This window comes from Myxococcus sp. CA051A, assembly GCF_013336705.1.
In the GTDB taxonomy this organism is placed as follows: domain Bacteria; phylum Myxococcota; class Myxococcia; order Myxococcales; family Myxococcaceae; genus Myxococcus; species Myxococcus llanfairpwllgwyngyllgogerychwyrndrobwllllantysiliogogogochensis.
In genome coordinates, this window is the sequence record NZ_JABUMS010000001.1 from 440,033 (window position 1) to 457,906 (window position 17,874).

General features: G+C 68.9%; 13 protein-coding genes. 8 read left to right on the top strand and 5 right to left on the bottom strand.

Going from position 1 to position 17,874, the window contains the following annotated elements; all coding sequences use genetic code 11:
- Window positions 1–31 precede the first annotated feature (31 nt).
- Window positions 32–1,807 (bottom strand): chromosome segregation protein SMC, encoded by a 1,776-nt coding sequence (locus HUA74_RS01750; protein WP_174453149.1) that lies wholly within the window; start codon window positions 1,805–1,807, stop codon window positions 32–34.
- Between the two features lie 30 nt (window positions 1,808–1,837).
- Here HUA74_RS01750 and epmA point away from each other — a divergent pair, with 30 nt between their 5' ends.
- Genes epmA through HUA74_RS01765 form a run of 3 tightly spaced genes read left to right on the top strand, consistent with a single transcriptional unit; the run spans window position 1,838 to window position 4,268 of the window.
- A complete protein-coding gene (epmA, locus tag HUA74_RS01755) occupies window positions 1,838–2,842 on the top strand; it encodes an EF-P lysine aminoacylase EpmA (protein ID WP_174453150.1) in 1,005 nt (334 codons plus the stop codon).
- Window positions 2,839–3,582 carry a lysophospholipid acyltransferase family protein gene (locus HUA74_RS01760; protein WP_174453151.1) on the top strand — a complete coding sequence of 248 codons (744 nt, stop codon included), beginning with the start codon at window positions 2,839–2,841 and terminating at the stop codon, window positions 3,580–3,582. The genes epmA and HUA74_RS01760 overlap by 4 nt, the downstream gene beginning before the upstream one ends.
- Complete coding sequence (locus HUA74_RS01765; protein ID WP_174453152.1) at window positions 3,579–4,268, top strand: inorganic pyrophosphatase; 690 nt, start codon at window positions 3,579–3,581, stop codon at window positions 4,266–4,268. Before HUA74_RS01760 ends, HUA74_RS01765 begins: the two co-directional genes overlap by 4 nt.
- A gap of 60 nt (window positions 4,269–4,328) precedes the next feature.
- Here HUA74_RS01765 and HUA74_RS01770 read toward each other — a convergent pair whose 3' ends face one another.
- Window positions 4,329–5,399 carry a hypothetical protein gene (locus HUA74_RS01770; protein WP_174453153.1) on the bottom strand — a complete coding sequence of 357 codons (1,071 nt, stop codon included), beginning with the start codon at window positions 5,397–5,399 and terminating at the stop codon, window positions 4,329–4,331.
- A 122-nt stretch (window positions 5,400–5,521) separates the two neighbouring features.
- Here HUA74_RS01770 and HUA74_RS01775 point away from each other — a divergent pair, with 122 nt between their 5' ends.
- The gene (locus HUA74_RS01775) at window positions 5,522–6,037 is read left to right on the top strand and encodes a hypothetical protein (RefSeq protein ID WP_174453154.1); all 516 of its coding nucleotides are present in this window, start codon (window positions 5,522–5,524) and stop codon (window positions 6,035–6,037) included.
- 6 nt (window positions 6,038–6,043) lie between these two features.
- Here the strand turns inward: HUA74_RS01775 and HUA74_RS01780 are convergent, their stop codons facing one another.
- Window positions 6,044–6,979 (bottom strand): TonB C-terminal domain-containing protein, encoded by a 936-nt coding sequence (locus HUA74_RS01780; protein ID WP_371745485.1) that lies wholly within the window; start codon window positions 6,977–6,979, stop codon window positions 6,044–6,046.
- A gap of 749 nt (window positions 6,980–7,728) precedes the next feature.
- Between HUA74_RS01780 and HUA74_RS01785 the strand changes: the two genes are divergently transcribed.
- The 4 genes from HUA74_RS01785 to HUA74_RS01800 all read left to right on the top strand — a co-directional run bounded on the left by HUA74_RS01785 (window position 7,729) and on the right by HUA74_RS01800 (window position 15,546).
- A complete protein-coding gene (locus tag HUA74_RS01785) occupies window positions 7,729–9,174 on the top strand; it encodes a nicotinate phosphoribosyltransferase (protein ID WP_174453155.1) in 1,446 nt (481 codons plus the stop codon).
- Window positions 9,175–9,199: 25 nt separating this feature from the next.
- Window positions 9,200–10,171, top strand: coding sequence for a nicotinamidase (locus HUA74_RS01790; protein ID WP_174453156.1), 972 nt, complete (start codon window positions 9,200–9,202; stop codon window positions 10,169–10,171).
- 107 nt (window positions 10,172–10,278) lie between these two features.
- Window positions 10,279–12,759, top strand: a complete 2,481-nt coding sequence (tssI, locus tag HUA74_RS01795) for a type VI secretion system tip protein VgrG (RefSeq protein ID WP_174453157.1) — start codon at window positions 10,279–10,281, stop codon at window positions 12,757–12,759.
- A gap of 24 nt (window positions 12,760–12,783) precedes the next feature.
- Complete coding sequence (locus tag HUA74_RS01800; RefSeq protein WP_174453158.1) at window positions 12,784–15,546, top strand: peptidoglycan-binding protein; 2,763 nt, start codon at window positions 12,784–12,786, stop codon at window positions 15,544–15,546.
- Between the two features lie 24 nt (window positions 15,547–15,570).
- On the opposite strand, the gene HUA74_RS01805 is transcribed toward HUA74_RS01800, so the two are convergent.
- Both HUA74_RS01805 and HUA74_RS01810 read right to left on the bottom strand, forming a co-directional pair.
- Window positions 15,571–16,269: a hypothetical protein gene (locus HUA74_RS01805; protein ID WP_174453159.1), complete on the bottom strand. Its 699-nt coding sequence runs from the start codon at window positions 16,267–16,269 to the stop codon at window positions 15,571–15,573.
- Between the two features lie 289 nt (window positions 16,270–16,558).
- Complete coding sequence (locus HUA74_RS01810) at window positions 16,559–17,677, bottom strand: glycerate kinase (RefSeq protein ID WP_174453160.1); 1,119 nt, start codon at window positions 17,675–17,677, stop codon at window positions 16,559–16,561.
- Window positions 17,678–17,874: the final 197 nt, after the last annotated feature.

The following is a 17,874-nucleotide window of genomic DNA, read 5'->3' on the forward strand; positions in this document are numbered from 1 at the left end:
GTCCCCATGTGGGCGGAGGCCCTTCGTGTTTCTAGCGGCCGTCGCCGGTGCCCGCCTTGGGCGGAAGCGTGGGGCCCTGCTGCGTCCCCTGCGGCGCGGTGAACTCCTCCAGCCCCGGAGGCGGCGCGGGCTGGGTGAAGCCCTCCAGGCCGGGCGCCGCGGGGAGGATGCTGTCCTCCACGCCCTCCAGGTTCAGCCGGATGGGCACCTGGAGCGTGGTGCCCAGGCGCAACAGCAGCACGTCCGGTTCGATGCCCTTCTCGCCAATGGCCTCGGCCACCTCGCGCGAGGACAGCGCGTTGCCCTTCGCCCACAGCGCCTTGAGGAACTCACCCGACTGCGGCGCGTGCCACCACGCGGGACCGAAGCGCGCCTTGAGCTGCGCCTGGAGCTGGCCCGCGAGGAACCACGCGCGGAAGCTGTCCGCGGACTGGAAGAAGTCCTCCTGGTCCACCAGGTAGCGCGCGGTGTCCTCATCCGTCATCGGGATGTCGTCGGTGCGCGACATGACCTGGCGGTACAGCTCCTTCGGGTCCACCTCCACGCGCCGGTGCAGCTCCAACTGGTACAGGAGCCGGCCCGCGGCGTGGCGGATGAGGTACAGCTTGTGCGCGCTGGAGGCCGCCAGGTACTGCGAGCGCTGGTCTCCACTGACGCCCGCGTGCTCCTCCAGCCACACCGGGTCCTCCAGCAGGTCCTCGAAGAGCGACGAGTACGCCTCGCCCACCGTGGGGTTGCCCAGCCGCGCCAGCTCGAAGCGCGTCTCCTTCGTGAAGGCCGAGTGCAGCGCGTGCCCGAACTCATGCAGCACGCGCGCCTGATGCAACACGCCCGAGCCCGGCTTGAAGGACAGCCGCACATCGTCCGGCACGCGCACCGCCAACGCCAGCGGCCGGGTGTTCTTGCGCGGCAACTCCCGCGCGTCGATTTGAACGTTCTTCAGCTCGGCCAGGTCCAGGCCCATCCCCGACAATGTGCCGTGCGCCTTGAGCAGGGACTCCCCTTTCGGGAAGGCGTCCTCCACCTCGCGCGAGCGGAACAGCCGGGGGATGTCCGCGCGGGTGATGTCCTTGAAGGGCACTCCCAGCTCACGCTGCGCGAGCCGCTCCATCACCAACCGGTACGGCGCCTGCGTGGCCTGGAGAATCTCCTCCGCCAGCACGCTCAACTTGCCCAGGTCCGCCTGCCGCAGCTCGCTGCCGAAGGCCTCGTACGAGGGGAAGCCCAGCTCCTTCACCAGCTCCTCGGCGCGCTCCTCCTTGCGGCGCAGCGTCTGGTTGAGTCGCTCCAGCGGAGGCGTCGCCGCCGTGTACAGCGCCTTGCGCCGCGCCGCGCTCCGCTCGTTGGCGAGCAGTCGCTCCAAATCCCGGTAGCGCAGCTCCTTGCCGTCGACGGTGAAGGTGAGTGACGCCTCCAGGTTGGCGGACGCGTCGTTGTACTCGGCCAGCGCGTGCGACAGGTACTCGCCGGCGAAGTGCGAGTGCAGCGCGGTGAGGGCGCGCACCTCGCGCGCGTCCTGCGTGAGTTGCCGCAGCCGGTCCACCTTGCGGATGTTGTCGAGCGTGAAGAGGTCCTCCTGGCCCGCGTACGTCCCGGAGACGTCCACGTGGCGGCCCTCCGTCCAGAACACCCAGACGAGCCGGTGCTGCGCCTCCAGCAACGTCTCCGCTCGCGAGGCCAGCGCGCGCACGTCCGTCGTCAGGCGCTGCTCCTCCGTGGGAGGCTGCCGGGAGTCGGCGGGGGGCCCCTTGGGGCAGGCGCTGAGGCAGAGGGCAACAGCGAGGAGGAGGGGAATCCTTGGGTGCATGTCGGGCCTCATGTTACTTCCGCCAGGCCCATGCCCAACCTTTCTCAATGGCGGGCCGCCCGGGGACGCCAGGCCCTCTACTCCGCCCTTCGACGTTTCTTCGTCGCCCAGGGGTATCTGGAGGTGGAGACGCCGTTGCTCATCCCCACGCCGGGAATGGAGCCGCACATCAACGCCTTCGAGGCGGGCTTCATCCCCGAGACGGACGTCGGCACCGCGCGCACCCTCTATCTCCACACCAGCCCCGAATACGCGATGAAGCGTCTGCTCGCCGACGGGGCCGGCCCTCTCTTCCAGCTGTGCAAGGTGTTCCGGAACGGCGAGGTCTCCGCCACGCACAATCCGGAATTCACGATGCTGGAGTTCTACCGGCCCCAGGCGGACTACCACGCCATCATGGCGGACCTGGAAGGCGCGCTCGCTGAAGCGGGGCGCTCCACCACGGAAGGCGAGCCCGGCGCCGACCCGGCCTTCTTCACGCGCACGCCCTACGAGCGCCTGACGGTGCGCGACGCCGTGTTCAAGGCGACGGGCGTGGACATCCGCGTGCACTCGGACGGGCCCTCGCTCAAGCGGGCCGCCGAGGCCGCTGGCGTGCGGACGGGCGACGCGGAGAGCTTCGATGACGTCTTCTTCCACCTCTTCCTGCAACGCGTGGAACTCGGGCTGGGCCACGAGCGGCCCACGTTCCTCATCGAGTACCCGGCGTCCATGGCGGCGCTCTCTCGCTTGAAGCCTAGGGACGCCTCGGTGGCGGAGCGGGTGGAGCTGTACGCGAAGGGCCTGGAGCTCGCGAACGGGTTTTCCGAGCTGACGGACGCAGCCGAGCAGCGGGCGAGGTTGCTCGAGGAACAGGACCTCAGGCGCAAGCTGGGGCGTTCCGTGTATCCTTTGGACGAACGGTTCCTTGACGCAGTAGGTCGAATGCCGCCCTCGGCGGGAATCGCCGTGGGGCTCGACAGAATCCTGATGCTGCTGCTCGGGGTCCAGCGCATCTCGGACGTGCTCCTGTTCCCCGCCCACGAGTTCGTGTGATTCGAGACATCGTCCGGACGGCGTTCGCGGGTGTTTCAGCAGTGGGCCTGACGGGGGTGTTCTCCTCGGTCATCTCCGCGTTGTCGGTGGGAGGCGCGCACCGGGAGGCGGACAAGGCCCTGAGGGTCTGGGCGCGGGGCGTGCTGGCGTCGGCGGGTGTGCGTCACGAGGCGGTGGGGCTGGAGCACATTCCCACGGAGGGCCACGTCGTCTTCGTGTGCAACCACCAGTCGCACTACGACGCGCCGCTGAACATGGCGTACCTGGAGACGCACACGCGCTTCGTGGCGAAGGCGGAGCTGTTCAAGATTCCGGTGTTCGGCGCGGCGCTGCGGCGGGCGGGCAACATCCCCGTGGCGCGCAGCGGCGGCAGTGAGGACCGGGCCCGGTTGGAGGAGGCCGTGACGGCGCTGCGCGAGCGGGTGAGCGTGCTCTTCTACGCCGAGGGCACCCGCAGCGAGGACGGACGGCTGCGGCCGTTCAAGAAGGGGGCCGCGACGCTCGCCATCCAGGCGGGCGTGCCGGTGGTGCCCATGGCGGTGTCGGGGACGCGGCTCATCCTTCCCAAGGGAGGACGGGCGGTGCAGTGGGGCCAGCGCGTGGCGCTGGTGGTGGGCAAGCCCATCCCCACGCAGGGCCTGACGATTGAAGACCGCGACGCGCTCACGGGCGAGCTGGAAGACGCGGTCGCGCAACTCTACTCCGAGGCGTGCAGGCGCTCGGGAGACGTACCCACATGAAGAAGTCAGCACCTCAGAAGTCGTTCGCGGCTCATCCCTGGCACGGCATCACCCCCGGGAACGAGTCTCCTGAAATCGTCACCGCCTATATCGAAATCGTCCCCACGGACGCGGTGAAGTACGAGATGGACAAGGAGTCAGGCATCTTGAAGCTGGACCGGCCGCAGCGGTTCAGCAGCCAGTGCCCGACGCTGTACGGCTTCATTCCCCAGACGTACTGCGACGAGCTGGTGGCGAAGCGCTGCGCCGAGCGCACGGGCGTGAAGAACATCCAGGGCGATGGGGACCCCATCGACATCTGCGTGCTGACGGAGAAGGTCGTCAGCAATGGCAACCTCCTGGTGCGCGCGGTGCCCATCGGCGGCTTCCGGATGATCGACGGCAACGAGGCGGACGACAAAATCATCGCGGTGCTCGAGTCCGACCTGGTCTACGGAGAGCTGCAGCACATCGCCCAGCTCCCGCGTCCGCTGTTGGACCGTCTCAAGCACTACTTCCTCACCTACAAGCAGATTCCCGGTGAGGGAAAGCGCAGCGTCGAAATCGCGGAGGTCTACGACAGGCCGGAGGCGATGGAGGTCATCCGCCGCAGCATGAAGGACTACGACCGCGTCTACGGTCAGTCTCCGTCGACGCCGGTGCGCAGCCGCACGCGTCGCCCCGCGCGGAAGTCTCGCGCGTCCTGAAGTCGAAGCCACGCGCGGAAGCGGGAGTGAGTCCCGCTCCGCGTCGTCGGGCCTCGCCGCTCAGGGCTGGTTCGGGTCCGTGCCGATGCCCTTGAACGGGTTGAAGGTGTACGTCGTGGAGAACTGCGACGCCGGGCTGAAGTACCAGGCCGCGAGCTTCGCCGGATCATTCGCGATTTCGCCTCGGAGGATGGGGCCGTCGTTCTGGTCATCCCAGCCCCAGGGCGAGTTGGCGGAGTTCGAGCCGCAGTTGCCCGCCACGAGTCCGCAGCCGCCGCTGGTGTCTCCCCGGAACGTCCCGTACGAGGAGAACAGCGTGGTGAGCTCCCGCCTCGGCCAGAGCCCCTCCGCGCCGTAGATGTCCACCAGCTTGTAGCGCACGTCGGAGTCCGTGGCGGACGAGGGCTGCTCGGCGAGCGAGAGGGACGGGAAGTACTTCACGCCGTCACCGACGATGTCGTACGCGGGCCACGCCTTGAGGCCATGGCCCTTGGCCTCCTGCGCGGTGATGGGGTGGAGCTGTCCCTCGAACGAGGCCAGCGACAGCGTGCCGTCGAGCGACTCCGAGCCCGAGCCGAGCGGGCTGCCCGAGGGCACGAAGGAGAAGAAGTCCTTGTGCGCCACCGTCACCGCGCCGACGAGCGCGCCGTACTCGCTGCCGTCGCGCTGGATGACGAGCAGCACGCCTTCGCCGTCGTTCTCATGTTCGGTGTCGAAGATGCTGTCGGACCAGTCTCGCGGGTGGAAGAACGTGTAGAGCAGGTACCAGTGCGTGCTCGTCTCCACCACGGACTGATACGCATGCGCGGAGAGCACGCGCGAGCCGGTGTTGTCCCAGTTGTTCGTCCCGCTCCAGTCCCCGTCGAAGTCCACGCGGGTGAGGAAGTCGGACTTGCCGCTGAGCGAGTGCGAGCCCGTCACGTCCACGTCCTGGTAGTGGATGGGTGCCCACCGCTTCGTCAGGGCCGCGCGCGCCGCCGTGGAGCCCACGCCATCAAGCAGCGCCCGCCGCGCCTCTCCGAACGGGTCGTCTTCCGAAGAGCCCTCACCGCAGCCGGGCAGCAACGCGAAGGTCAACGCGACGACAGTGAGGACGAGGACATCGGAAACACGACGGAGGAGCGACGTCATGCGGGCCTGCCTTTCGGGAGGCGGACACTCCATGTCATCCAGGATGGGTTGTGAAGACTGTCTTTCGTGAAGAGCGCGTTAAGCCCGAGTGACCTGGTGGTTCCAGGGGGAGGTCCGTCGGGATGCGCATGAGTTCTTGGTGGGTGGTGCCGTCGATGTTGGGGCTGTCGTCGTTCGCTGGGGCGCAGGTGCCCCAGGCAGGGGTGTCCTCGTTACCCCTGGAGCGGCGGGCGAAGTCGTATGTCGATGAGGTGAGCTATTTTCAGACGGAGGCGGAGTTCCAGGCGTGGTTCGAGCTCCGCGCTCACCTGAGGCAGAACTTCGACGACATCTGTGGCGACACGTTCTGTGAGGGGGACTACGCGAACATCGAGTCCATCGTGTTTCGCTGTTCGGTGGAGACGCGGACGGGTGTCATCGGGCAGTGCCTCTGGGTGTTCGGTGGGAGCGCCGAGAACATCGATTCGCGCACGGGAGTCATCTCCACGCAGACGCGGACGTGGGCCTGCAGAAGTCCGCTGGCGCGGGGAACGACGATGGCGAAGCTGCTGACGGCGCTCGCGGGGCCGGAGCCGCTCTACGCGACGTTGCCGGGGACGAGCACGACGCTCTACGACGGCCTGGTGGACTGCCTTTAGGTCGCGCTAGCGAAGCTCGACGAGGCGCACTCGCTTGTAGATGCGCTTGTCCAGGGGCAGGCGCGTGTCGATGAAGCCGAGCGCCTCGTCGAACTCGAAGGTGAAGGTGGGGATGGGCGGGCTGATGGAGATGATCAGCTCGAACTCCCAGAGGCTGACGATGCGCTCGCGGCTCCCCACGGCTTCGGCGGGCGGCGGTGGGAGCTTCTCCGCGGCGGAGCGCACGTCCTTCACCGCCTCCTGGTCCACTTGAGGCTGGTGACTGGGCTCCACGAGCAAGACGTCGAGCAGGCGTCCCTGGCGGTCCTGGACGACGCGGATGAGGGCTCGGCGCGTGGAGCGGAAGCCTTCGCGCATCTTCTCGCGCAGCTCGCTGCGCATGCGCAGGGCCGGGTCTCCCACCGTGCTGGTCGGGCGGCGCTTGTCGTCCACGGGCTGGTTGTTCGCGACGAACGCGCCCGAGGAGCCGTAGTTGGCGGCGCGCTCGCTCCAGGCGCGGCCATAGGCGCGACTGCGCTCCATGCCCATGTCGAAGTAGCCCTGGAGGCCGTGCTCCTTCACGGAGCGGTCCGCGTCCCACAAGGCGACCAGCTTCTTGCCGAGCTGGCTGAAGTAGGGATGCACGAGCCCTCGGTCCACCTTGCCGCGCCCCACGCTCTCCGAGACGAGGTCCTCCACGAGCGCCTGGGGCGTGGGGGATTTACGTGCGTCCCGGATTCCCACGTCGGGCGCGGCCGTCGTGTCGCTCAGTCGCATCGGCGCCGCCTGGGTCCGAGCCGCCAGGAGCAGTCGCGAGCCGGAGGACTCCGAGAGTCGCGTGGAGTCCGCGGTCCGCGCCATGCTCTCCGGTGCGAGCGCGAAATCCGTGAGGGCGGTGGAAGAGGGCGCCGCCCGCGGAACATCGTTGGCGAGGAGCGGATTGGCGCGGGGGCTGTCGCTCACGGAGCCACGTGGCGCGTGTTCCCTCGCCAGGTCCATGGGCGGCGATGTATCGGCGAGTGCGTCGCTCGGCACGCGGGGCTCGCGTTCCGGTGCGTGCTGCGCGGCGGCGGACGTGTCGGTTCGCGGGCTGCTCCGCTCATTCTCTCGAGCGAAATCAGCGGGGGATGTATCGGTCCGCGGGCTGCTCGGCTCACTCTCTTGTGCACGCTCGGCGGTGGCGGCCGTATCGGCCAGTGGTGTGGTCGAGGCGTGGGGCGTGCTCTGTCGTGCTCGTTCCGTGGCGGCGGACATCTCTGTCGCCGAGTTGCTCGGTGGAGGAGGCCCGCTCTCTTCGGCTCGCGGCGTGAAGTCGGGCGCATGGGGAAGCGTCTTGTCTCCACGTGGGCGCTCAGTGAGCGCCTGCTTGTGCGCGCTCGACGCATTCGGGGGACGTGCCTCGCTCTCCTGTGCCGGGTTCGCCACGGCCGACGAGGTCACCTCCACCTCCACCCATTCCATCTCGGCGGGGCGGGAGAGGGCTGCCGGTGGCCGCGTGGCTGGAGGAGGCATCCCGTCGACGGCCAGCCACAGCAGCCCGTGCACGGCCACACTGGCCGCGAGCGCGGGGAGCAGGCGTCGGGAGGGGGCCGGCGACATGGACTCTGCTTTTAATCGAGTCGACACGGCACGCCCGGGAAAGCGAGCCAGAAGGGTAGGAAACCCATCATGGCGCGCGTAGTCTCAAGAAACACCGGAGGAAGGCACCCAGGATGGCGACCTCGCTGCTCGCGACGGATGGCTACAAGTTCAGCATGGCGGAGGCCGGCTGGCCGTTGCGCCGGGAGACGTTCTATTACTCACACCGCAAGGGCGGTCTCCAGGTCATGCCCCTGGACCTGGCCGCCTACGTGCGCTCGCTCCTCCCCGAGCCGAAGCCCGAGGACTACGACTTTCTCGCGCGCTACGACTACGAGATGGGCGTGGGCTTCAAGGCCGCCATCCTCCGCAAGGAGAAGCTCTCCATCCGCGCCATTCCGCGCGGCACGCTCTTCTTCCCGCGCGAGCCCATCCTCACCCTCACTGGCCCCTCCGCCCTGGTCTCCTGGGTGGAGCCGCTGCTGCTCCAGCTCAACTTCCGCATCCAGGTCGCCACCCAGGCCCTGATGGACCGGGATGTGCTGGCCCGCGCGCTCGCCCGCGTCACCTGCGATGAGCAGAAGACCATCGCCCTGGAGACGCTCGACGCGGTGGGCGTCAAGCCCGTGCCCATCACCGTGGACTCGGACGGGTATGCCCAGCGCGTGCGCGCCACCGTCCAGGAACTCGTCGACGTGGTGGAGGACCCCGCGCGCATCTTCGAGGTGGGCCTGCGCGCGGCGACCTGTCTGGGGCAGCACGACATCGCCCTGCGCGCCTGCAAGGACGTGGGCGTGACGCGCACCAGCAACGTGGAGGGCGCGCGCTCGCTGGGGATGATGCCGGTGGGCACCATGGGGCATGAGCACATCCAGCGCTACGGCTCGGATGATGCCGCGTTCCGCGCCATGCGCGAGCGCCGCCCCCAGCGCTCCAGCTACCTGCTGGACACCTTCGACACGCTCACCTCGGGCATCCCCGCCGCCTTCCAGCTCATCCGCGAGGACCCGGGCTCCGGCGACTCCATCCGCTTCGACTCCGGCAACAAGAAGCTCCAGTACCTCTACGCCGTGACGCGCGCGCGCGACATGGGCATCAAGCCCGTCAACATCCTCGAGGATGGCCTGGACGCGGAGGCCACTCGCGAGTTCGAGGAGCTGCGGCGACAGGTGGGCTGGGATCCGAGCGCGCAGTTCTACGGCTACGGCGGGCACATCGTCGCGCGCACCATGGACTGCCCCTTCACGCGCGACAGGGTGGCCGCCATCTACAAGCTGTCGCAGACGGGCCCCCAGCCGGTGATGAAGTTCGGCAACGAGCTGGCCGAGGGCAAGCAGAGCATCCCCGGCACTCCCGTCCTCTTCCGCCGTCGGCATGGCTCCGGCCCCATTGGCCTCGTGGGCCAGGAAGGCGAGCCGGTGCCGGAGGGCTACTTCCCGCTCATGGAGGCCGAGCCGGAGAAGCCGTCCCTGGTGGGCGCGCTGGAGGCGAGCGCGGAGCCCGCGAAGATTGCCCAGACTCCCGCCACGAAGGCGCTCGTCGAGGAGCTGACGCGGCGTCACTTCCCCAAGGGCCGCTGATACAGGCCCACCCCTGGAGGACCGCATGTCGCTGCCCATCCCCTGCTTCCACGAGGACGCTCGCTCGGGTCAGCTCTACCTGGAGCGCACCGCCGAGGTCGCCGACGAGGCCCGCCGCTATGTCGCCGAGCACGGCGTGCGCCCCGCGCGCGAGGACCGGGTGCGCATCGCCGCCTTCGGTATCGACGTGCAAGTGGCCTTCTGCACCCCCGGCGCCAGCCTCTTCGTCCCCGGCGCCGTCGAGGACACCCAGCGCACGCTGCGCTGGCTCTACTCGCACCTGGACCGGGTGACGGAGCTGGTGTTCTCGCTCGACACCCATCGCATCTTTCAAATCTTCCATCCCGCCTGGTGGAAGGACGCGGAGGGACGGCACCCCGCGCCGATGACGCAGGTGTCCGCGGCGGATGTCCGCTCCGGCCGCTGGCGGGCCTCGCGCTTTCCGGAAGAGAGCCTGGAGTACTGCGAGCGCCTGGAGGCGCAGGCGCGCTACGTGCTCACCATCTGGCCGTACCATGCGCTGCTCGGGGGCCTGAGCCACGCGCTGGTGCCGGCGTTCTACGAGGCGAGCGTGTTCCACGCCCTGGCGCGGGACACGGCCACCCACTTCGAGCTGAAGGGCGAGCACCCGCTCACGGAGAACTACTCCGTGCTCATGCCCGAGGTGACGGAGGTGAAGGGGCAGCGTGTGGGCGAATTCAATACGCGCCTCTTCGAGCGGCTGATGACGTTTGATCGCCTCTACGTCTTCGGTCAGGCCAAGTCGCACTGCGTCCTGTCCACGCTGAGGGACCTCCGGGAGCACATCGAGCGGACGGACCGCTCGAAGATGGGGCGGGTCCACATCCTGGTGGACGCGATGAGCCCGGTGCCCGCGCCGCCGCTGGAGCCGCTTCCGCCCTCGCTGGACTTCCCACGACTGGCGGACGAGGCCATCGAGGAGCTGCGGCGGGCGGGGATGCGGGTGGTGCGCACCACGGAGCCGCTGGACGTTTGAGCCGGACTTCCGGCGTGGGGCGTGCGCCGGGATTCACTCGGTGTGGTAGAATTCCGCCTCCGTCCCCGGCCTGCCGTTGATGGCTTGCCGCTGGTGAAGGGGGAGTCATGTCACGACAGAGCTCACCGGCGTTCTCGCTGAAGGTCGGCCCCCATGGCCCGGACGGGTTGGGCGTGTCGGGTGTCTCCGGCTCCGAGGGCCTCAGCCGGCTGTACGACTTCCGTGTGGACTTCTTCACGGTGGACGCCGAGCCGCTCGAAGTGGCGGAGCTCGTGGGACAGGACGCCCTGGTGACGTTCTCCGTGCGGGATTTCGCCGCCCGGCACGTTCACGGCTGGGTGCGCGAGGTGGAAGCCCTGGGGATGAAGACGGGGCGCAGGCGTTACCGGGCGCACGTGGTGCCGCGGTTGTGGCGACTGACGCAGGCCCACAAGAGCCGCATCTTCCAGGAGAAGACCGTCCCGGACATCCTCAAGGCGGTGCTGAAGGAGAACGGCATCGAGGTGCGCGCGGCCCTGTCCGCCGCCTACGCGCCGCGCGAGTACTGCGTGCAGTACCGCGAGACGGACTTCGCCTTCCTCAGTCGGCTGATGGAGTGGGAGGGCATCTTCTACTTCTTCGAGCACGCCGAGGACGGGCACACGCTGGTGCTGGGCGACAAGCCGAGCGCGCACGCGCCGCTGCCGCAGGGCAAGGCACTGCCCCTGCGTCCCAGTCTGGGCAAGGCGGTGGTGGAGGAGGAGTACCTCTCCGCGTTGGAAGTGGTGCACCGGCTGCGTCCGGGCGCCGTGCACCTGAAGGACTACGACTTCGAGAAGCCCGCGCTGGATGTCTCCGGAAAGACGGAGGCCGCGGAGGGCGTGACGGCGCTGGAGCTCTACGACTATCCCGCAGGCTACGTGACACCGGGCGTGGGCAAGTCCACGTCGAGCGTGCGCGTGGAGGAGGCCACGGTGGGAGGCCGGACGCTCGCGGGTGACAGCGTGGCGCCTCGGCTGACGCCGGGGTTCCTGCTGGAGGTGGAGCTGTCCGAGGAGGACGTCTTCGCGGGCGAGTACCTGGTCACCGACGTGGTGCACTCGGGCCTGCAGCCGGACGTCTCCGGGGGCAGCGAGTCGCTCCAGGGGCTCTATCGCAACCAGTTCCAGCTCCTGCCCAAGGCGGTGCCCTTCCGGCCGCGCCGCAAGACGCCGCCGCCGCGCATCGCGGGCCTGCAGACGGCCACGGTGGTGGGGCCCTCCGGCGAGGAGATCCACACCGACGCGCATGGCCGCGTGAAGGTCCAGTTCCACTGGGACCGCGAGGGCAAGAGGGACGAGAAGGCCTCCTGCTGGGTGCGCGTGGGCCAGCCGTGGGGCGGTCCGGCCTGGGGCGACGTGTGGCTGCCGCGCATCGGTCAGGAGGTGGTGGTGCGCTTCCTGGAAGGCGACCCGGACCGACCGCTGGTGGCGGGCGCCGTCTACAACGGCTCCAACATGGCGCCGTACCCGCTGCCGGACGAGAAGACGAAGAGCACTCGCAAGAGCGCGTCGAGCCCGGGCAGCGACGGCTTCAACGAGGTGCGCGTCGAGGATTCGACGGGCGCGGAGGAGATCTTCACCCACGCGCAGAAGGACGAAGACCTGCTCACGGAGAACAACAAGGACCAGCAGGTCGGTGGGTACGAGTCGCTGCTGGTGAAGAAGGACCGCAAGCGCACGGTGGAGGGGTTCCAGTCGTTGCTGGTGAAGAAGCACGACGTGGCGATGGTGGAGGGCAACCAGTCGCTGCTGGTGGAGAAGGACCGTGAGAGCACCACGCTCGGGAGCCACGACGAGGCGGTCGACGGCAACCAGGTGATGTCGGTGGGCGGCAACCTCTTCGTGGATGTCTCCAAGGCCTCCTCGGAGATGGTGGGCGCGGCGAAGGCCACCACGATTGGCGGGGCGCTGGCGGTGTCCGTCGCGCTGGCCTTGAACGAGGCGACCGGGGGTGTGAAGTCGCTTCAGGTCGGTGGCGCGCACTTCGAGAACGTCATCGGTCACCGCAGCGAGACGGTGGCGGAGAAGACGGAGCGGAAGGTCGGCACCGACTGGAAGACCGAGGTGAAGGGCGGCGCCACGGTGACTGTGGGCAGGGACCTGAAGGAAGAGGTGAAGGGCCTGTTCCAGATTGCCGTCAAGGAGGAGACGACCTTGATGGCCAAGACGTACTCGCTCAAGTCCGACAAGCTCTCCGTCATCGTCAACGGGAACCTGGCGTTGCAGGTGGAGAAGTCCGGCAACGTGAAGCTCTACGCCAAGACGCTCACGCTGGATGGCTCCGAGGTGAAGTTCAAGGGCGCCAAGGTGAAGATGGAGGCGGCGGGTTCGGCGAAGAGCGAGTCCATCAGCCTCAAGGAGATTGGAAAGCTGCCGCCGGCCGAGTCGGGCTCGATGAAAATCAAGATGAAGAGCCGGAGCGGCGGGTCCGTGGAGGGGCGCGAGTTCGAGCTCAAGCTGCCGGATGGCAGTGTCCGCAAGGGCACGCTGGACGGGCAGGGCGGCGCGAAGCTCGACAAGCTGCCGGAAGGTGAGTCCGTGCTGTCGTTCCCGAAACCGCAGGGCTGATTCGCTGGAAGGACCCAACTCGCAATGAGCACACGGCACAAGGTCAAGCAGGGGGAGTGGCTCTCGAAGATTGCTCGGCAGTATGGGTTCGCCAAGTGGCAGGAACTCTGGGACCACCCGGACAACGCGCCCCTGCGCGCGAAGCGGACGAATCCGTTCTGCCTCCAGGTGGATGACGAGGTGGTAATCCCGGAGCTGCCGGGACTCAAGGTCTCCGCGGGCTCCAGCTACAGCTTGCAGGGTGGAGACCCGCCGGACCGCATCCGGCTGGGCATGCGACGGGCGAACGCGCCGCTGGGGCTCAAGCGCTACGAGCTGAAGCTGGGCGAGAAGCTGCTGAAGGGGACGCTCACCTTCCAGGGGCTCCTGGACCAGCCTCTGCCACCGGAAGCGACGGAGGCCACGCTCAAGGTCTGGACCTCCGAGGAGCCCGAGCTGTCGTGTGAGTGGCAGTTGAAGCTGGGCCACCTGGACCCGCTGGACGCGCTCAGTGGCGTGCAGGCGCGACTGGCGAACCTGGGTTGGTACAACGGCCCCATCAACAACGAGCTGACGGAGGACACCCGCACGGCGCTGGCCAGCTTCCAGTTGGCGCTGCTCCTGACTCCCACGGGTGAGCTGAGCAAGGAGACGCTCGAGAGCCTCGCGGACCGGCACGAGCAGAACGGAGGCACGGAGGTCCTGCCGCCGTCCTTCGGGTCGGATGATGACGAGGAGGAAGTCGAGGAGGGTGGAGGCTCACCAGGTGGTGAGTCGTCGGCGGGAGCGGGAGCACCTCCGCCTCCTGCGACGGGTTCGGCGAGTGCGAGTCCGCAGGGTGGTGGTTCGAGCACGGGTGGCTCGGCGAGCGGCACGGGCACGGGTGGCTCGGCGAGCGGCACGGGTGGCTCGGGCACGACGACGGGCGCGACCGCGCAGAGCGGCACGGGCACGGGTGGCTCGGGCACGACGACGGGCGCGACCGCGCAGAGCGGTACTGGCACGGGTGGCTCGGGCACGACGACCGCCGCGACGGGGCAGACTGGCGGAGGGACCGCGACGGGCGGCGCGGCGACGGGTGGCACGGCTGCCGCCGCCACCGCGCAGCAGAGCGCCACGGCCGTGGACACGCACCGCTACGGTGGCTTCGTCCTCCAGCGAAGGGACCGCGACGACCAGCACCGCTGGGGTGGCGCGGTACAGCCTGTCGCCCAGGGCAACAACGGCGCTCCCACCCTGGTCGCTCCCGGTACTGGCACCGTGGGCAACGCCCTCACCGCGCCCACGCACGTGCTCCGTCTCCAGCGTGACCTGCGCGAGCTGGGCTTCCTCATCGGCGGCACTCCGGACGGCGCCTTCGGATTGGGCACCGACTGGGCCGTGCGCGAGTTCCAGATCTACTCGAAGATGGAGAACGTCGCGCAGGAGGACACCGCCAACACGAGCACCAACTACGTGGAGCGGCTGTCCCAGGTGGCCAACACCCAGATCTACCAGGGCGCGGTCAGCGGCATCGTCAACGACGACACCGAGCAGCGCATCCGTCACTGGCTCACCAATCGTTGGCGCTGCCCCGTCATCGTCCGGGCGATGAACGTGGCGAACGGCAACCCCACCACGGTCTTCCAGGACAACCTCTGGCGGCACGACGACTGCGCCAACACGGCGCCGCGCATCTACGTGCGCGACTTCACCGGCTACTACACGCTGCCCACCGGCCGGAACGAGGACGACCTGCGCGTGCTGGGCACGTACACCACCTATCCCAGCTACGGCGGGCCGGTGAGCATGCCCACCCGACACACGTGGGCGACCTCGGAGTTGCTGCCGTCCAACCTGGTGGGCGTCGCCAACTACAACTCGATGACGGCCTCCCAGCGCTCCACCTACAAAGTGGTCCGCGCCGCCGCCGAGCAGGAGAACCTGGGGTACTTCGACTCGCTCAACGCCTACGACAACGCCTTCATCTCACTGGGGCCGTGTCACTGGACGCTGGGCATCCTCTTCGCCGGCAGCGCCGAGCCCTCCGAGGGCGAGCTGTGCGGCTTCCTCGCCTACCTGCGCTCCAGCAACCAGGCCGCCTTCGAGGAGGCCATCGAGTTCTTCGGCCTGCGCATCGACGAGGACTGGGACGCGGGGGCCGGCAACGGCGCCACGCTCTACAGCAGCAGTGGCAAGAAGTACTCGGGTTGGCCCGCGCAGCAGCGCGACGACGCGACCTGGGCGCGGATGGACGAGACGGAATCGGCGGGCAACTACTACAAGACGTATCACTGGTACTACCGCTTCCAGATGGCGGGACGGACCATCGAGGGATTCCAGCGCGCCATGTGGAACGCGGCCCGCATCCGCCTGCGAGACATCCGCGACACGCCCTGGGGCACGGGTGTGGCCAACGTGGGCACCGGCGCCAACGCGCGTGCTCCGACCGTCGGCGACGTGGCGACGTCCGAGAAGCTCATGGGCATCCTGCTGCGCTGGCACATCTTCCGTCCCGGCCATGTCGCGGCGCAGAACTCCGCGGGGCAGCGGCTGCGCAATGCCTTCACGGCCGCGAAGCAGGCGAACCCCACGCTCAATTGGACCCAGGCCCCCAACCTCTGGACCAACGCTCACGAGACGGCGCTCATCACCCACATTCTCGCGGAAGCCTCCAGCGTGAATGACTCGGTGGACAACGTGGCGAACTGGCCGGGCTGGCTGGGGGGCACGGTGCAGACGACGAATCCGCGCAACTACCAGCTCGCGCTGCCCGCGGGCACCACGCTGTTGTCGACGCGCAACTCGTTCAACTTCGACGTGCCTTGAGTCGCCGGGAGGCGGAGTCGCCCGTCAGGGCTTCTCCGTCTCCGTGGATGCGTCCTGGTAGGTGTCGCCCTGGAAGCGCATCGTCACGCGCTTCGTCGTGGGCGCATCGAGCGTGCCGCCCTTTTCCCGGTGCACCACGTCGCGCCAGCCCTGGGTGCGGGTGTCGAGCGGCTTGAGCTCCAGCGTGTACTCGGGGCCCCAGACGGGGGCGTACCGGTCTCCGCTGCAGTGGACGTAGAGGGCCTGCACGGTGGCGCCATCGCTCCCGGCGTCCGTGGGGAAGACGACGTAGAGGTCCTGCTGGCCACGGCCGTCCAGGTCCACTTCCGCCGCGCGCAGGGCCTTTCCATGGCCAGGGTCGGGCTCCACCTGAAGGGCAGGGCGCGTACCCTTGCCCACCGTGGTGATGCGGAAGGTCTCATCTCGTGCGCAGGGACCCGATGCGGACGCCGTGGGAGCGGGGCTGCCCGCGCCTGGGGCCGTCGCGGGCGGTGTCGTGGACGCGGGGCTTGGGTTGCCTCCCGTGCCCTGTGCCGTCGTGGCCCCCGTGCTTGGGTTGCCTCCCGCGCCCGGAACCGTCGTGTTGCCAGTGCTCGCGTTGCCTTTCGTGCCAGTGGCTGGCGTGACTCCGGAGTTCGAGCTTCCGCCCGTGCCCTGCGCCGTCGTGGAGGGAGATGCACTCGTGCCTGGCGCATGGGCCGTGCCGCCAGATCCCTGACCCATCACCGGAGAATCCGCACGGGAGGGCGGAGGGGCTTCACCACTTCGAGCCTGGGATGCGGGGGACGCTGAGGCGGTGCGGAGCGAACCCTCGGTGCAGGCGGACGCAAGGCATGCTGCGGTAGCGGCGAGCAGGACGTGGCGCATGGCCGTGAAGTGTACCGCTCCCTCCCGTGCGTGTGCAGGCGCGCGCGCCCCATCCCCTTGCCGAGCGCCTCGCGGGAGAGCCCTCCCGCGCCACAGGACAGGTCTCCTTGTGCGGCGGCCTACATCCCGGGCGAGGCCGAGACTGTCAGCGACCGGACTTGAGCCGCGCCACCGTCCATCGCGCCACGGCTTCACTGAGCACGTCCGCCGCCGAGGCCCCCGGACGCGCCTGGGCGCTCAGGTCCACCACCGTGTGGAACAAGTCCAACTCCAGTCCCTCATCGCGCTGCACCGAGCCCGCGAACAGCTCCACCGGCGTGCCGTGCTCTCGCGCCAGTCGCGCCAGCCCACCAGGCCCCTTGCCCAGGGACGTCTGCCGGTCGAAGCGGCCCTCGCCCGTGAGCACCACCTCCGCGAGCAACACGCGCCGCTCCAGTCCCAGAGCGCGCGACACCAGCTCATACCCGGGCACCAGTCGCGCACCCGCGAGCGCCGTCAGTCCGAACCCGAAGCCGCCCGCGGCACCCGCACCGGGCCAGCCCGCCGCCGTGTCGCCCACCACGCGCGCGAAGTGCGCCAGCGCCGCTTCCAGCGCCTCGACCACCTCCGCGTCCGCGCCCTTCTGCGGACTGAACAGGTGCGCCGCGCCATCCGCCCCGAGCAGCGGCGACGTGACATCCGTGGCACCCATCAACTCCACCTGCCCGAGCCGGGGATGACGCTCCGTCGCCTCCACCCGAGCCAGCGCCGCCAGCGCGCCTCCACCCGGCGGCAGCGGGTTGCCGTGCACGTCCAGGAAGCGATAGCCCAAAGCCGTCAACGCGCCCGTGCCGCCGTCTGTCGTGGCGCTGCCACCCAGGCCGACGATGAGCCGCTCGCAGCCCGCGTCCAGCGCGGCGCGCATCAGCTCGCCCGTGCCATACGTGGAGGCCCGTCGCGCGTTGCTCGGAGTGGGCTCCATCCGCGTCAGCCCGGACGCCGCCGCCATCTCCACCACCGCGGTGCGGCCATCCTCCAGCAAGGCCCAGTGGGCCTCCACCTGCTGACCCAACGGACCATGCACATGGCACACGCGGCGCTCGCCCCGCGTGCCCGACAGCAGCGCGTCCACCGTGCCAGGTCCACCGTCGGCGAGCGGGGCGACATCCAGCACCACCTCGGGCGAGATTTCCCGCACGCCCTTGGCCATGGCCTCGGCGGCTTCCGCGGCCGTGAGGGTGCCCTTGAACTCCTGAGGTGCCACGAGCCAGCGAGGAGAAATCACGGCAGCGACTCCCGACTTTTCATCGGGTGGCTTCGATGACCTGTCGCTCCCTGCATCCGACTTCTCCGCAAGCCCACGCCTCCGCATCCGATTGACGCTGCAATCATTGCCCCGTCAGCGGACGAGTTCACCCTGATACATGCTCCCCTGTTATCAAAACTCCCGAATTGCAACGTTGCCTTGACTCCAAGAGCCGG

Coding starts and splice junctions, on each gene's coding strand:
- HUA74_RS01750 (WP_174453149.1), bottom strand. CDS start 1,807: ATGCACCCAAGGATTCCCCTCCTCCTCGCTGTTGCCCTCTGCCTCAGC.
- epmA (WP_174453150.1), top strand. CDS start 1,838: ATGCCCAACCTTTCTCAATGGCGGGCCGCCCGGGGACGCCAGGCCCTC.
- HUA74_RS01765 (WP_174453152.1), top strand. CDS start 3,579: ATGAAGAAGTCAGCACCTCAGAAGTCGTTCGCGGCTCATCCCTGGCAC.
- HUA74_RS01770 (WP_174453153.1), bottom strand. CDS start 5,399: ATGACGTCGCTCCTCCGTCGTGTTTCCGATGTCCTCGTCCTCACTGTC.
- HUA74_RS01775 (WP_174453154.1), top strand. CDS start 5,522: ATGCGCATGAGTTCTTGGTGGGTGGTGCCGTCGATGTTGGGGCTGTCG.
- HUA74_RS01785 (WP_174453155.1), top strand. CDS start 7,729: ATGGCGACCTCGCTGCTCGCGACGGATGGCTACAAGTTCAGCATGGCG.
- HUA74_RS01790 (WP_174453156.1), top strand. CDS start 9,200: ATGTCGCTGCCCATCCCCTGCTTCCACGAGGACGCTCGCTCGGGTCAG.
- tssI (WP_174453157.1), top strand. CDS start 10,279: ATGTCACGACAGAGCTCACCGGCGTTCTCGCTGAAGGTCGGCCCCCAT.
- HUA74_RS01800 (WP_174453158.1), top strand. CDS start 12,784: ATGAGCACACGGCACAAGGTCAAGCAGGGGGAGTGGCTCTCGAAGATT.
- HUA74_RS01805 (WP_174453159.1), bottom strand. CDS start 16,269: ATGGGTCAGGGATCTGGCGGCACGGCCCATGCGCCAGGCACGAGTGCA.